This window comes from Pantoea sp. 18059, assembly GCF_902706165.1.
GTDB classification, from domain to species: Bacteria; Pseudomonadota; Gammaproteobacteria; order Enterobacterales; family Enterobacteriaceae; genus Pantoea; species Pantoea agglomerans.
The window spans coordinates 431,451-446,521 of the sequence record NZ_CACSJS010000002.1 but is presented as its reverse complement, the minus strand read 5'-3'; the positions used below and the strand labels follow the sequence as shown (position 1 = coordinate 446,521).

The window sequence follows — 15,071 nt, the reverse complement described above, 5'->3', positions numbered from 1 at the left end:
AGGATGGCGAGGCCGACCGCCATGGATGGCGGCCTTCTTTGCGATCAGCCGGGCCATCCCTGACCTGGCACAGGTTTCAGCTAACTGCTGCTGTCAGGAAACTCCTGAATGGTGACCGGCAGCGTCAGTTTCTGATCGTTTCGCAGTACCTGCACATCAATCACTGAACCCGGGCGAATTTCTGCCACCTGATCCATGGTCTCCTGCGCGGAGATGGCCGGCTTGCCATTAACGCTGAGCAGCACATCGTTGGCCTGAATCCCGGCTTTATCCGCTGGCCCATCTGGTGTGACCACGCTGACAATAATGCCCTGAACCCGATCCAGATTGCTCCCCTGTCCATGCAGCGGCGGCAGCTCACGCCCGGTAATGCCGATATAGCCGCGGATCACCCGACCATCACGAATCAGCTTATCCATGATCTTCGAGGCTAAAACGGTTGGAATGGCGAAACCAATCCCTTCCGGGGTTTCACCATCACTACTTTTATCGAAGGTCAGGGTGTTAATGCCCATCAGCTCGCCTAGCGAGTTAATCAGCGCGCCGCCGGAGTTACCCTGATTGATTGACGCATCGGTCTGCAGGAAGTTCTGTCGGCCTGATGAGCTTAAGCCAACCCGGCCCGTGGCGCTGATAATGCCCTGCGTGACCGTCTGACCGAGGTTATAGGGGTTGCCGATAGCCATCACCACATCCCCGATATGCGCCTGGCGATTTGGATTGATGGGGATAACGGGCAGGCCGGAGGCCGTGATCTTCAGTACCGCCAGATCGGTCATACCATCGGAACCCACCAGCGTCGCTTCAAAGAAGCGGCCATCCTGCAGCGCCACGATAATTTGATCGGCATTATTGATCACATGCTTATTGGTAAGGATGTAGCCTTTTGCATTCATGATCACCCCTGAACCCAGGGTCGTGATGCCACGATTGTTGTTGCCGTGGGCGCTACGATTGTAAACGTTCACAACGGCAGGCACGGCGCGGCGCACCCCTTGATTGAAGCTAAAGGGCGTTTCGTCTGTAATATTTTCGTGGTTATAGAGGGCGTCGCTGCCCATACGCAGTGCAGGCAGTGCTGCGAGCAAAATACCCGCCACAATCAGGCCCAGCACCACGGCACGCAAAAGTTTAAGAAACATGGTGTTAAATTACGCCAGGGGAGATCGCAGGGGAGAATAGCATGAGAGCGGCGGACACACACGCGCTTGTGTCCGCCGTAATGCGAGGTTTATCTCAACAACAGATAGATACTCTCATCGCCGCGCACCACATTCAGTGCCAGTACCGGCGGTTTCCCTTCCAGTATTTTACGCATTTCAGCAATGGTCTGAACCCGGTTGCGGTTAACGCCGATAATCACATCATCTTTCTGCAGACCAACCTGTTCAGCCGGTGTGCCTTTTTCGATGGTATCGACCTTCACGCCTTTATCACCGGTTTTAGTCTGCCCATCACTCAGGGTTGCGCCCTGAAGCGCGGGTGACATCAGCTGTGCGCTGGCGGTGCTCTGTGCGCTCTGCTCCAGCGTAACGGTAACCGTTAATGGCTTACCTTCACGCAGCAGGCCAAGCTTAACCTGTTCACCTGGCGGCGTGGTTCCCACTTTGACGCGCAACTCAGCGAAGCTGGTAATCGGCTTGTCGTTGATCGACGTAATGATATCGCCTGACTTCACGCCCGCTTTCTGCGCGGCAGATTGCGGTAAGACTTCAGAGACAAAGGCGCCGCGCTGTGCATCGACATTGAATGCTTTAGCCATATCGGCTGTCATTTCAGTGCCTTTGATGCCGAGCTGACCGCGCTTCACTTCACCAAATTTAATCAGCTGCTGCGCGAGGTTCATCGCCATATCACTCGGGATAGCAAAGCCGATACCGATGTTACCGCCGCTGGAGGCGAGAATCGCGGTGTTGATACCGATCAGTTCACCATTAAGGTTGACCAGCGCACCGCCTGAGTTGCCACGGTTGATCGCGGCATCGGTCTGAATAAAGTTTTCCAGCCCTTCCAGGTTCAGGCCGCTACGGCCCAGTGCGGAGATAATACCGGAGGTGGCCGTCTGTCCCAGCCCGAACGGGTTACCGATCGCCACCGCGAAATCACCCACTTTCAGCTGGTCAGAGTCCGCGACTTTCACCTGCGTGAGGTTTTTTGCGCCCTGAATCTGAATCAGCGCGATATCGGTCTGCTCATCATGACCAATGAGTTTGGCTTCATATTCACTGCCGTCGCCAAGCTGTACGTTGATTTTATCCGCACCGTTGACTACGTGATTGTTGGTGAGCACGTAGCCTTTCGCGGCATCGATGATCACGCCAGAACCTAAACCTTCAAACGGCTGTGGCTGACTATTTCCGCCAGGCATCTGACCAAAAAAACGCTTCAGCGGTTCAGGAATATCCTGAGCCTGTGCACCCGAATCAGTGCCTTCCACATGCACACTGACCACGGCAGGTAGCACTTTCTCCAGCATCGGTGCCAGACTCGGCAGCGGCTGGCCCGCAATTTGTGCTGGCAGCGTTGCCATCGCGTCTGGCGCGGCGGCAAGGCTCATCCCAATACTCAGGGCTAATGCGCTAAACAGGCGTGCTTGTTTTTTCATTGCTACAACGCTCTCGCTGCAAAAGGTGGGAGGAATTAATAAGTGTGACAGTCGTTTGCGGTCAGGGTTCGCAAAAACAGCGGGCGCAGACAGGCTGCGCCCCAAAAAGATTAGTCGCGGGCAGGGCGCTCGCCACGCAGTAAACCGGATGCGCCTTCAGAATAGTCGCGCGGCATCTGCACCGGCACCTGATCGTTGTCCGCTTCGGCTTCAGTCAGCTGATAGGCAAACGGATTTTTCTGGCCAGGCAGATTCGGCAGCAGGTCATTTGAGCCCTTTGCCATGTGCTGATAGAGCTGACGATAATCACGCGCCATGTTGTCCAGCAGCTCCGCACTCTGCGCGAAGTGGTTGGTCAGCTCTTCGCGATAATCCGCCAGCTCCGCTTTCGATTTTTCCAGCTCGTACTGCATGCTGCGCTGCTCACGCAGCTTTTTGTTGCCAAAACGCATGGCGACTGCGCCGACAATAATACCAACCACTAAACCAATTAGCCCGTATTCCCAGGTCATAATGACTCCCGTGTTATTTCCATTGTTCCGTAGGGCATTGCACCATTTCAATAATAGTCACTATACCCGTTAATCTTATGGATGTGGAACTCTGGAGCAGCATGGCTTAGTGTAGAACGGCCTTTTTTTCAGCAACCGTGGTATGAATCAGACACCATTCAGGGACTTTGAAACAACAATGCAAACCTCAACTCCGCTTTCACGCTATGAACAGGCGCTGTCGCAGGGCGAATTCAGGCCCGATGACGTACAACGTGAAGCGATTACCCGTTTAGACGCGCTGCAGCAGGCGCTGGTTGCCCGGCAACAATCCGCCGCGCCTGCCACATCCGGCCTGCTGGGTCGCCTGTCAAAATTGATCGGTAAAGAGAAAAACGAGACGCCACAACCGGTACGTGGACTCTATATGTGGGGCGGTGTCGGTCGCGGTAAGACCTGGGTCATGGATCTCTTTTTTCAGTCTATTCCTGGCGATCGCAAACTGCGTCTGCACTTCCACCGCTTTATGCTGCGGGTGCATGAAGAGCTGACGCAGCTTCAGGGGCAGAGCGATCCGTTACTGATTATTGCGGACAGATTCAAAGCGGAAACGGACATCCTCTGTTTTGATGAATTTTTTGTCTCCGATATCACCGATGCGATGCTGCTGGGCACGCTGATGGAAGCACTGTTTGAACGCGGCATTGCTCTGGTGGCCACTTCGAACATTCCGCCTGATGATCTCTATCGCAATGGTCTGCAGCGCGCGCGCTTCCTGCCTGCCATCGAGCAGATCAAACGTCATTGTGATGTGATGAATGTGGATGCCGGTATCGACTACCGGTTACGCACGCTGACCTCCGCGCACCTGTGGAACTCTCCGCTGAACAAAGAGACGCACGCTGAAATGGCGCGGATGTTTAAAGCGCTGTCGGGCAGCCAGCCTGAAGATGCGCCGGTTCTGGAAATTAATCACCGCCAGATGCCGACGCTGGGCGTCAGCGAGGGCGTGCTGGCGATTAATTTCACCACCCTGTGTGGCGAAGGGCGCAGCCAGCATGACTATATTGCGCTGTCGCGCCGTTTTCACAGCGTGCTGCTGTATGACGTGCCGGTGATGATCTACAAAACCGAAGATCAGGCACGGCGTTTCCTGGCACTGGTCGATGAGTTCTATGAACGGCATGTGAAGCTGGTGGTCGCGGCAGAAACGTCACTGACCGAGATTTATCAGGGCACGCGGCTGAAGTTTGAATACCAGCGCTGTTTATCGCGACTTCAGGAGATGCAGAGCGAAGAGTATCTGCGTTTACCGCACCTGCCGTGAGAATAATCGGGATAAATACCGAAATAGGGTTCGATTTTTGTAACCGACTTCTCTATAATCTTGCGACCCCACGTTACAGCAAAGGATTTTTTTCCCAAATCCTCTGTGTTCCAGTAACTCTATCCGAAGGGGTGGCTTGCTGGTCAAAATGGTCGTGTGAGCCTCATTCGTTTACTTAAGCGTTTGGGATTTCACCAACGTGTAACTTAATTTGGGTAAGCTTTTCGATGAAAACTTTTACAGCTAAACCAGAAACCGTCCAACGTGACTGGTTTGTAGTTGACGCAACGGGCAAAACTTTGGGTCGCCTGGCGACTGAACTGGCGCGCCGTCTGCGTGGTAAGCATAAAGCGGAATACACTCCGCACGTTGATACGGGTGATTACATCATCGTTCTGAACGCAGAAAAAGTTGCTGTAACCGGCAACAAGCGTACTGACAAGATCTACTATCACCACACTGGCCACATCGGTGGTATCAAACAGGCGACCTTTGAAGAGATGATTGCTCGCCGTCCTGAGCGTGTGATTGAGATCGCGGTTAAAGGCATGCTGCCGAAGGGCCCGCTGGGTCGTGCTATGTACCGTAAACTGAAAGTTTACGCAGGCAACGAGCACACCCATGCGGCACAGCAACCGCAAGTTCTTGACATTTAATCGGGATTAAAGGCAATGGCTGAAACTCAAAACTACGGCACTGGTCGCCGCAAAAGCTCTACCGCTCGCGTATTCATTAAGCCGGGTAGCGGTAACATCGTAATTAACCAACGTTCTCTGGAACAGTACTTCGGTCGCGAAACTGCCCGCATGGTAGTTCGTCAGCCGCTTGAGCTGCTGGACCTGGTTGGTAAATTCGATCTCTATGTCACTGTTAAAGGTGGCGGTATTTCTGGTCAGGCTGGTGCGATCCGTCACGGTATCACCCGCGCTCTGATGGAATACGACGAATCACTGCGTGGCGAGCTGCGTAAAGCTGGTTTCGTAACGCGTGATGCGCGTCAGGTTGAACGTAAGAAAGTCGGCCTGCGTAAAGCACGTCGTCGTCCTCAGTTCTCCAAGCGTTAATTGTTTGCAGCTCCGGCTGCGGCAATTGGCTCAAAAAACCCGCTTCGGCGGGTTTTTTATTTTCTGCCTTCCCATAAACTGTCCGCGAAAACCGTAACGCCGCGCTCAATTTACCTGCAAAGATTCATTCCACGCCCACAAGCAGCCTAAAATCTGGTAAACTCTGTGTCACTTTGCGCCCGCAGGCCGGTGCGTTATGCGCCTCCCCACTGTCGGGGCGTCAGTATCTGTGACGCAGCTAACCAGGTTGCGTGCGAGTTCGATAAGCAAGTGAGTCGCCGTGTGGTTGGCTATTCGCAGTATCTTTTTGTGAACAAACTTGGAGGTTTTCATGGCTGTCGCTGCCAACAAACGTTCGGTAATGACGCTGTTTTCTGGTCCTACTGACATTTTCAGCCATCAGGTACGTATCGTCCTGGCGGAGAAGGGTGTCAGCGTAGAGATCGAGCAGGTCGAAATGGATAACCTGCCGCAGGATCTGATTGACCTCAATCCGTATCGCACGGTACCGACGCTGGTAGATCGTGAGCTGACGCTGTATGAATCACGCATCATCATGGAATATTTAGATGAGCGCTTCCCGCATCCGCCACTGATGCCGGTTTATCCGGTTGCCCGTGGTGATAGCCGCCTGATGATGCACCGCATCGAGCAGGACTGGTATAGCCTGATGAGGAAAGTAGAGAACAGCAGCGGTCAGGAAGCGGAAGCGGCACGCAAGCAACTGCGTGAAGAGCTGCTGGCTATCGCGCCACTGTTTGGCCGTACGCCTTATTTCATGAGCGAAGAGTTCAGCCTGGTTGATTGCTATCTGGCTCCGCTGTTATGGCGTCTGCCGTCAATGGGTATCGATTTGATCGGCTCAGGTTCAAAAGAGCTGAAAGGTTACATGAATCGCGTATTTGAGCGTGACTCCTTCCTCGCTTCATTAACTGAAGCTGAACGTGAAATGCGGCTGCAAGCCCGGGCTTAACGTATGGAAATGTCGCAACTTACTGCACGTCGTCCCTATCTGCTGCGCGCCTTTTATGACTGGTTGCTCGACAACCAGCTGACGCCGCATCTGGTGGTCGACATTAATCTGCCGGGTGTGCAGGTGCCGCTGGAGTATGCGCGCGATGGTCAGATAGTCCTGAACATTGCGCCACGTGCTGTCGGTAACCTCGATCTGGCGAATGATCAGGTGTCGTTCAACGCCCGCTTTGGTGGCGTTCCTCGCCAGGTTAACGTGCCGATGGCGGCGATTCTGGCAATCTATGCGCGTGAAAATGGCGCCGGGACGATGTTTGAACCGGAACCGGCTTACGAGCTGGGCACGCATGAGGCGTCAGAGGGTCAGGAAGAGACTATGATGTCGGTGATTGATGGTGATCGTCCTGACGATGCCAGCGATGACGAGACACCGCCTGATGACGATCCACCGCCACGTGGTGGACGACCTTCACTGCGCGTAGTGAAATAGCAGTGACATAACAGCGAATACCCGTCCATCCGACGGGTATTTTTTTTGCCTGCAGCCATAAAAAAATCCGGCTGCCTGCGCAAGCCGGATTTTTTCAGCAGACCATCGCGATCAATAGACGTCGCGCAGGTAGCGCTTCTCTTTCTTCAGCTGATCGACATAGTCAGCAGCGCGCTCGGTGGAGAGGCCACCAAACTGGCGAACCACTTCATACAGCGCATTATCCACATCCTTCGCCATACGCGATGCATCGCCACAGACATAGAAGTAAGCCCCTTCCTGCAGCCAGGCATACAACTCAGCGCCCTGTTCAAGCATCCGGCTCTGCACGTAGATCTTCTTCTCCTGATCGCGTGAGAACGCCAGATCCAGACGCGTCAGCAAGCCATTATCGCGCCAGGCAAGTAATTCATCCTGATAGATAAAGTCATGTTCCTGATGCTGATCGCCGAAGAACAGCCAGTTTTTCCCCTGCGCGCCGGTTGCCTGGCGCTCCTGCAGGAAGGCACGGAATGGCGCAATACCGGTACCTGGTCCCACCATGATCAGCGGTGCGCTGTTGTTGGCAGGCACGCGGAACGATTTATTGGGTGAGATAAAGATGGCGGGCTTCTCACCGCGACGCACACGCTCGGCCAGGTAGGTTGAGCAGACGCCACCGCGATTACGGCCGCCACTGTGATAACGCACCGAGGCAACGGTCAGATGCACCTGATCAGGATGGGCTTTAGAGCTGGATGAAATAGAGTAAGCGCGATGCTGCAGCGGACGCAGCAGCGCGACAAACTCGGGTACCGCCAGCGTGCGCGTCAGTTCAAGCTGTAGCAGGTCAAGGGTATCTTTGCCCCACAGCCACACGCCCAGCGCATCTTTATCATCATGCTGTAACACATGACGCAGCTCCTGGTTGGTGGTGTTCTGCCCGACCCATTCGATTAACTTGCGTGACGGCTCTGAGATCTCAAACTGATAGGTCAGCAGGTCGCCAAGGCTGCGATCAAAGCCGGGCACCGGCGTCTCGTAGTCTGCGTTAAGCTGGGTCAGCAGCAGGCTGACCAGCGACGGCTCGTTGACCGGAATTACGCCCAGCGCATCGCCCGCTTCATACTTCAGGCCGCTGTCAGACAGGTCGAACTCGAAATGACGAATATCTTTGGCTGACTGCTCGCCTGACAAACGCTTGTTGGTGATCAGCGCGGCGGCGTATGGATTGGATTTGTTGCTGCCTGGAATGACTGGCGCTTCAGGCGCGCTTTCCAGCACGGTGCCGCTGCTGCCCGCGCTGGCGGCAAACTGTGGCATTGAGCTGTTCAGCCACTCGCTGGAAGGCTCCTCAAAATCGATATCACAATCGATACGATCAACCACGCGTTTCGCGCCCAACTGCTCAAGACGCATATCAATGAATTTACCCGCCTGACAGAAGCCATCGTAGCCGGTATCGCCAATCGCCAGCACGGCGAAATGCATCTGCTCCAGACGCGGTGCGGTACTGGCAGAGATCGCGTCCCAGAACAGCTGCGCGTTGTCCGGCATTTCACCTTCGCCATAGGTCGAGGTGACGATCAGTACATGGCGCATGGTGGCAAATACGTCGAGATCGACATCGCCCAGCGCCTGAACCACCGGCACCAGACCTTTAGCGCGGGCAGATTTCGCTGCGGTCTGCGCCAGTGCTTCAGCATTGCCGGTCTGTGAGCCATAAAGAATGTGCAGTTGCGTCGTCGCGGCTGCGCTTGTGCCCGCGGCGGGTTGCTGCTTGTCTTCTAATACCAGCAAACGGGAGTGCAGACCCGCAAGAAAGCCAGCCAGCCAGTACTTCTGATCGCCATTAAAAGGTGCATCTTCTGGAATATAAGGAATTTTCATGGGTACTTTTACTCAATCCCGTTCTCGCCCGTCATCAGTGGCATTGTCCGGTGTGAAAGCGGTTCCGCTTTCCCGCGCCGCATCATGTGCGACAGGGGAGAGCGGTGCTGCATCTGTCCGGTACAACGATTAATCCGGGCAATGATCAATTAATAATATTCAGTTCAGCCTGATCAGTATCACTGTCAGGAGAGTTTACCCACCGCAGCGGCGATTTCCGGCAATGCCGCACGTGCAAACAGCTCTTCAAAGTCAGGCAGGTGGCCCAGCACTTCCCGGTTACAGGCATCCTGATACATGATCCAGCCATAGGTTGCCAGACTGTCCATGGAGCGGATGTTACGTTGCGTCAGCGCCGCTTTGTAATCTGACATGCGTTTGGTACCAATCAGACTCGCCAGTTCATCATCACTGTAGCTCTCGATAGCGGAACGGGCATGACGCTGCAGCTTGCTTATCAGCGAAAAGTCTTCCGTCATCAACAGATTACGGACCGCTTTTTCAACTGCCGCATCTTCAACCGGGGTGCCTTTCGGTAATTTCCCCAGCGCCAGCTGCTGGGCAAAACTCAGCACGGTGTAGTTGTTGAGCAGGACAAACATCTCCAGCGTATCGGTCGCGCCATAAGCCGGTACGGCACCGTTGGCGATGGTTTTACCCTGACGCCATGCGGCTTTAAACTTCGCCACCTGATGGCCTGCCAGCGCCGTCGACAGCTCTTCGAGCAGATCTTTGCGGCTCTTGGCTTTCAGAATCTCGCCGCCATCCTGATAGAGCAGCAGCGAGCGCGGCATCACGTAAACAAAGTGGTGACACTCCGTTTCCCAGTTCTCCAGCAGCCAGGCGGCACGCGGTGATTTGGTCGCCTCCAGATGCCAGTTCAGCATGGTCAGCACCGCCTGCTTATGCACCTGGGCCATTTCATCCTGATCGGCAATCGAGCCGAACTGTACCGAATCACCGGCAGCATGGCTGGCCAGCGATCCATAGGGGTCGTACTGGTAGGCGAAGCCGCCGCTCATGCCGTTGCCAAATCCTTTACCGAAGGTGCCCAGGTTGAGGATGGCGCCATTGGTCATATATTCGCAGCAGAAGTCACCGACGCCTTCAACCACGGCGGTGGCACCGGAGTTACGCACCGCGAAACGGTCACCGGCCTGGCCCTGCACGAACAGACGTCCGCCTGTCGCGCCAAACAGCGCAAAGTTACCAATCAGCACGTTGCCATCGGCATCCTGCGCGCCGCCACCAGGCGACATCACGATCAGTTCGCCGCCACACTGTCCTTTGCCGACACCGTCGTTACAGGTGCCGTAATGGGTCAGCTGCATGCCATCGTTGCAGAAGGCGCCAAACGACTGGCCGGCAGAACCGGTGGTGGAAATTTTTACGCTCTCAGGAGCCAGATAGCGACGACCGCGATCGTCAGTCATTACGGCAGGCATCGCCTGCAGCTGCTCAGAACTCAGCTGATGGTTCAGCATCCGCTCAATATCGATGGCCAGCTGGCCGCCGACACTTTTGTTTCGGTTATTCAGCACGATGTTGTTGCCCAGAGTGACGTCAGGATTTCCCTGATCCACCAGCGACAGCTTCAGTTGCTCAATCCAGACATCATCCAGCTCAAAATCTTTTTCCAGATAAACCGGCTTGTCGATTTTCAGCTCAGGCACCACGGTAAGCATGGCGCGTAAGTCGAGCTTGCCCACTTCCAGCGGGTGATCCATCAGGTGCAACAGGTCAGAGCGACCGCGTGCCTCACGCAGGGAACGCAGGCCCATACGCGCCAGGATTTCACGCACTTCATGCGCCACGTTGAGGAAATACTGCGCCAGCTGACGCGGATCGCCATCAAACGCTTCGGCATTCGTGGTTAAGCCAGCCGGGCACTTAACGTTACAGTTCTTCGCCATCACGCATTTCAGCATCATCAGCGCCGTCGTACCGAACTCAAAGCTGTCGCCGCCAAGCAGTGCAGATTTCACCACGTCGCTGCCGGTCTGCTGTGCGCCAGAGCAGCGCAGCAGCACTTTCTCACGCAGGCCGTTGGCGCACAGCGCCTGGTGGACTTCAGCGATGCCGATTTCGGCCACGCGTCCGGTATATTTCAGGCTGGTCACCGACGCAGCGCCGGTACCACCGGTGTTACCCGCAACGTTAATCACGTCTGCACCCGCTTTGGCCACGCCGACCGCGATGGTGCCGATCCCTTCAGACGAGACCAGCTTGACGATAACCCGCACCCGCGCGGCTTTGCAGTCGTGGATCAGCTGCGCCAGATCTTCGATGGAATAGGTGTCGTGATGCGGCGGCGGTGAGACCAGCTCGACGCCAGGCGTACCGCCACGCGCGGCAGCAATCTCGACGGTAACTTTGGCCGCCGGTAGCTGGCCGCCTTCACCAGGTTTCGCACCCTGACCAATTTTGATCTCCAGCTCTTCCAGCATCGGATCCGCCAGATAGGCAGCCCAGACGCCGAAACGGCCCGAAGCCAGCTGTTTGATGCGTGAGGCACGAATGGTGCCGTGACGGGAATAATGCTCGCCGCCTTCACCGCAGTTACTCATGCCGCCGACCATATTGGTACCGTGCGCGACCGCTTCATGAGCGGGAGCCACCAGCGCACCGTGGCTCATCGCCCCGGAGGCAAAGGTACGGGTAATTTCACAGGCTGGCTGCACTTCGCTCAGCGGCAGTGAGGGCAGGGTGGTGAAGATACGTGACAGATAATCGGCCGCTTTACCGTAAGCGGTCACTTTCAGACCGCCAGTCACCACTTCGCTGCTTTCAATATCGTCGCCGAAGCGGGATTTCAGGGCGCGAGACAGGTTCTGCAGGCGTTCGCTCTCAGGCTTCAGTCCTTCAATCGCATCGGTCAGACGCAGCATAAAGTGATTCAGGCTGCCATCTACCGCTTCACACTCCATGCCACGAATGGCAAAGCCGTTGTTGGTCAGCGAGTAGCGTCCCAGCTTGCGGCGGAACTCCGCTTCGCTGTCGATGTGGGTCAGGTCAGCCGGGAATGTCAGGATGTCGCGCAGGGCCGCCGGGCGACGTTTACGCTCTTCATACATCAGGCTTGAGAACTGACGGTAATCAGCAGTAATCGCGAAATTATTAATCACCTCATCCGGGATGCGCTCAAAGCTGCTGTCTTTAAAGGTCTCTGGCTTGATGCCAAACGCATTATCCAGTTTAGCCAGCGTCATCAGGCGGATGAAGTTGTCCTCTTCGCGCGCTTTGTCGGCAAAGCGAATCGGCTCTTCGGTCATATCGATAAAGGTCCGCACGGCGATGGTGCCGTAGGAGTGACCTGCGCCTTCTGCACGCTCTTTGAACAGGCCCAGCAACGGAACTTCAGATTCGCCCTGAATCTTCAGTGCACTCTGGTGCCAGTCAACGGCCATCTGCGCGATCGTCGCGAAGCCTGCGCCGCCCACCGGCGTTTTGATATTCGGGAAATACTTTTTCAGCACCGGGTCATCGGTGTTAAGGAAGTTAGGCTCAAAGAACTCGCCGCTGCTGTAGCTCTCAACGGTACAGAGGCCCACTTTGCCCATGGTTTTCATCAGTGCTTTTTCAGCCGCTTTGGCATAGCGCTTAAAGGCTTTGTTACCTTCTTCACCTTCACCAAATTTTTCCTCTGCGCGCATCTGTACGCCCAGCGGATAGATAGCTGACGCCCCAAAGCCAAGTGTGGCGGCAATGTGGTGCGACGAGATGCTCTGGCCGCTTTCAACCACCAGAGAAACATCCAGACGCAACCCTTCCTTTATCAGGCGCTGGTTGATGGCGGAAACCACCAGCAGCATCGGGATCGCGGCGTGCTTTGAAGAGATATGGCGATCGGTAAGTACGGCGATGCCACCCTGGGTACGGGCAAAATCAACCACCTGTTGCGCCAGGTCATCAATCGCTTTTTCCAGGGCATTCGCGTTCGCGGTGGTGCTCAGCAGATCTTTGCCGATCACCGGCTCATAGAGCATCTCAAAGCGGGCATAAGGTGCGATGGTCTGCTCGCGTAAACGCAGCATATCAAGGTGGCTGAGAATCGGGGTCGGCACCACAATCTGACGGCCTTTGCTGCGGCCCAGATGGGGTTTTGCCCCCAGCGCGACCCGCAACGTCATGCCATCCACTTCACGGATAGAGTCCAGCGGCGGGTTGGTGACCTGCGCAAAGCGCTGAGAGAAGTAGTGCGCCATACCCCCTTCATGATCGGATAAGCCGTTGATGGCGTTGCCGTAACCCATCGCGGAGATCTTCTCTGCGCCGGTATTCAGCATCGGATCCATCATGAACTTGAAGCTTTCCTGGTTGTAGTAGTAGGCAACAAAGCGCTGATACGTTTTCAGATCGCCACGATAACGCAGCGGTGAACCCTGCTGTTCTGCCGGGATCTCGGGCAGATCGTCAAGACCGACGCGCGCTTCACGCAGCAACGCCGAATAATCTTTCTCTGCGGCCAGTTTTTCCAGCGCCTGCAGCGTGGTATAGCTGCGTTTTTCACGGTGATCGAAATAGAGCATACCGCCCGCTTCGATACGCCCACGACGCAACACGCTTTCAGGGGGGAAGGCGATCTGGCCCGCTTCCGACATCGCACCGATATAGTCAGCGGTTTCTACTGAACGCAGTGGACGCAGACCCAGACGATCAAGACGGGCGCCAATCACTTCGCCATTACCAAAGATTAAGGCAGCAGGGCCGTCGTTCTTCTCTTCATACAGCGAGAAGTACTCCAGCATGTCACGCACTTCTGGCGACAGCGCGCTGTCGTTTTCCCAGGCGGGCGGCATCATCGACACCACGGCGGTGATCAGATCGAGGTCATCTTCCATCAGACGGCTGTGGATGCTCTGATCCAGGCGCGAACTGTCGGACTGGCCTTTAGGCCGCACGATGGTCTTGCCACGGGCCAGCGCCAGCGCGGACTCAGCGATGCGGTTTTTACGGTCAGTGTTCAGCTCGCCGTTGTGCGCCATCAGGCGGAACGGCTGCGCCATCGTGGTATGGGGATCGGTGTTAGTGGAGAAGCGGGTGTGGAAAAACAGCCCGCGCACCTGATGATCGGGATCGGTCAGATCTTTGAAGTAAGGGATCACTTCATTGGAATTCAGACGGGCTTTGAACACCTGCGTGCGTGACGACAGCGACAGCGGATAGAGGCCGCCAAATTCGCTTTCGGTGAAAGCTCGGGCTTCAATGGTTAACAGGGCGCGGTAGATGCGTTTTTCGAAGTCGTTCTGATCAACTACATCCTGTGGCGCAGTGAAAATCCACTGCAGAATCGGTAACTGGAACTGCGCGGCTGCCGGGCGCGTCACGCTGCTGTCGAGCGGCATGTCACGCTTCATGAGTACCGGCAGACCAAAGCTGCTGAGGGTTTCATCCACCAGACGTTCGGCATTCGCGCGCAGCTCAGCATCTTTCGGCACAAAGAAGTTACCGACACCAAAGCGTCCCGCCTCCAGCGGCTGGCCGGTAATCTTGCGGAAGAACTGCAGCGAAAGATCAACGTTGACCCCCGCGCCGTCGCCAACGCCTTCCGCTGACATGCCGCCGCGGTGAGGCACCGTACACAGGGCGCTGTGCGCCATCTGCAGAATCTCGTGGGTCTGCTCGCCGTCCTTACGCGTAATGAAACCTACACCACAGCTGTCACTGCCTGCTGTCGGATCATACAAGCCATAGGATTGAGGTTTTTTAGTGGACATTGAGGGTCTCCTTAAACTGCTTTGACATTACCTGCACTGTTTCAGGGTCTGAGCGCAACGGGGGCGCTATCATTTTCATCGCCATGCTCTGTCGAGCGCGCGTCATAGCCCTGAGCATTTCTCTCCAGACATCGGTAAAACGTCCTTAATTGAGCTGCTCTCTGATTTCCGGTCTCTTAAAGGAGATGACTTAAACCACGCGGGAGTCTTCTTGTTGCATAGATATGCCGAGACAATGGCCCGTCTGGAAAGCTTTCAGCGGATTTCCAACTTATCGGGAAAGCGTAATCAGGTCAAATAGGGTGGTCAGACGGGATTATCATGCGTTTTATCTGCTTAAGTGTATGAATTTAGTAATTTTTCAGGTTTAAAATGTATCACTCTGGTGCCTGGCGACAGGCCGATAAATGTGAACTGACTCACTGTAGTGCAGGCGTCAGATCTCTGCACCATGCTGGTGACAGGGTGTTAAGCAGCATTAAATGCTGTTCAGCACCCATGATGCATAGCATGTATCTGTTTTTCTTATGTCCGGC

The 15,071-nt window shown here is 55.4% G+C and carries 10 protein-coding genes; 5 read left to right on the top strand and 5 right to left on the bottom strand.

Going from position 1 to position 15,071, the window contains the following annotated elements; translation table 11 throughout:
• Nucleotides 1–80 precede the first annotated feature (80 nt).
• The 3 genes from degS to zapG form a co-directional block, all read right to left on the bottom strand.
• A complete protein-coding gene (degS, locus tag GVJ63_RS08835) occupies nt 81–1,142 on the bottom strand; it encodes an outer membrane-stress sensor serine endopeptidase DegS (RefSeq protein WP_010251964.1) in 1,062 nt (353 codons plus the stop codon).
• An 89-nt stretch (nt 1,143–1,231) separates the two neighbouring features.
• Nucleotides 1,232–2,605: a serine endoprotease DegQ gene (degQ, locus tag GVJ63_RS08830; RefSeq protein WP_010251960.1), complete on the bottom strand. Its 1,374-nt coding sequence runs from the start codon at nt 2,603–2,605 to the stop codon at nt 1,232–1,234.
• A gap of 110 nt (nt 2,606–2,715) precedes the next feature.
• On the bottom strand, nt 2,716–3,117 hold the full coding sequence (gene zapG / locus GVJ63_RS08825; RefSeq protein WP_003848291.1) for a Z-ring associated protein ZapG: 402 nt from the start codon (nt 3,115–3,117) through the stop codon (nt 2,716–2,718).
• Nucleotides 3,118–3,295: 178 nt separating this feature from the next.
• On the opposite strand from zapG, the gene zapE reads away from it, so the two are divergent.
• From zapE to sspB, 5 genes are all read left to right on the top strand, one after another.
• Entirely contained in the window at nt 3,296–4,423 is a 1,128-nt protein-coding gene (zapE, locus tag GVJ63_RS08820) for a cell division protein ZapE (RefSeq protein WP_010251948.1), read from the top strand.
• Between the two features lie 227 nt (nt 4,424–4,650).
• The gene (gene rplM / locus GVJ63_RS08815; RefSeq protein WP_008925400.1) at nt 4,651–5,079 is read left to right on the top strand and encodes a 50S ribosomal protein L13; all 429 of its coding nucleotides are present in this window, start codon (nt 4,651–4,653) and stop codon (nt 5,077–5,079) included.
• Nucleotides 5,080–5,094: 15 nt separating this feature from the next.
• Entirely contained in the window at nt 5,095–5,487 is a 393-nt protein-coding gene (gene rpsI / locus GVJ63_RS08810; protein ID WP_008925401.1) for a 30S ribosomal protein S9, read from the top strand.
• A 331-nt stretch (nt 5,488–5,818) separates the two neighbouring features.
• A complete protein-coding gene (gene sspA, locus GVJ63_RS08805; protein WP_009092481.1) occupies nt 5,819–6,460 on the top strand; it encodes a stringent starvation protein SspA in 642 nt (213 codons plus the stop codon).
• Between the two features lie 3 nt (nt 6,461–6,463).
• Nucleotides 6,464–6,949 carry a ClpXP protease specificity-enhancing factor gene (gene sspB / locus GVJ63_RS08800; RefSeq protein WP_010251939.1) on the top strand — a complete coding sequence of 162 codons (486 nt, stop codon included), beginning with the start codon at nt 6,464–6,466 and terminating at the stop codon, nt 6,947–6,949.
• A gap of 111 nt (nt 6,950–7,060) precedes the next feature.
• Here sspB and GVJ63_RS08795 read toward each other — a convergent pair whose 3' ends face one another.
• A complete protein-coding gene (locus GVJ63_RS08795) occupies nt 7,061–8,818 on the bottom strand; it encodes a sulfite reductase subunit alpha (RefSeq protein WP_010251935.1) in 1,758 nt (585 codons plus the stop codon).
• 185 nt (nt 8,819–9,003) lie between these two features.
• Nucleotides 9,004–14,535, bottom strand: coding sequence for a glutamate synthase-related protein (locus tag GVJ63_RS08790; protein WP_010251932.1), 5,532 nt, complete (start codon nt 14,533–14,535; stop codon nt 9,004–9,006).
• Between the last annotated feature and the right edge of the window lie 536 nt (nt 14,536–15,071).

Coding starts and splice junctions, on each gene's coding strand:
- degS (WP_010251964.1), bottom strand. CDS start 1,142: ATGTTTCTTAAACTTTTGCGTGCCGTGGTGCTGGGCCTGATTGTGGCG.
- degQ (WP_010251960.1), bottom strand. CDS start 2,605: ATGAAAAAACAAGCACGCCTGTTTAGCGCATTAGCCCTGAGTATTGGG.
- zapG (WP_003848291.1), bottom strand. CDS start 3,117: ATGACCTGGGAATACGGGCTAATTGGTTTAGTGGTTGGTATTATTGTC.
- zapE (WP_010251948.1), top strand. CDS start 3,296: ATGCAAACCTCAACTCCGCTTTCACGCTATGAACAGGCGCTGTCGCAG.
- rplM (WP_008925400.1), top strand. CDS start 4,651: ATGAAAACTTTTACAGCTAAACCAGAAACCGTCCAACGTGACTGGTTT.
- rpsI (WP_008925401.1), top strand. CDS start 5,095: ATGGCTGAAACTCAAAACTACGGCACTGGTCGCCGCAAAAGCTCTACC.
- sspA (WP_009092481.1), top strand. CDS start 5,819: ATGGCTGTCGCTGCCAACAAACGTTCGGTAATGACGCTGTTTTCTGGT.
- sspB (WP_010251939.1), top strand. CDS start 6,464: ATGGAAATGTCGCAACTTACTGCACGTCGTCCCTATCTGCTGCGCGCC.
- GVJ63_RS08795 (WP_010251935.1), bottom strand. CDS start 8,818: ATGAAAATTCCTTATATTCCAGAAGATGCACCTTTTAATGGCGATCAG.
- GVJ63_RS08790 (WP_010251932.1), bottom strand. CDS start 14,535: ATGTCCACTAAAAAACCTCAATCCTATGGCTTGTATGATCCGACAGCA.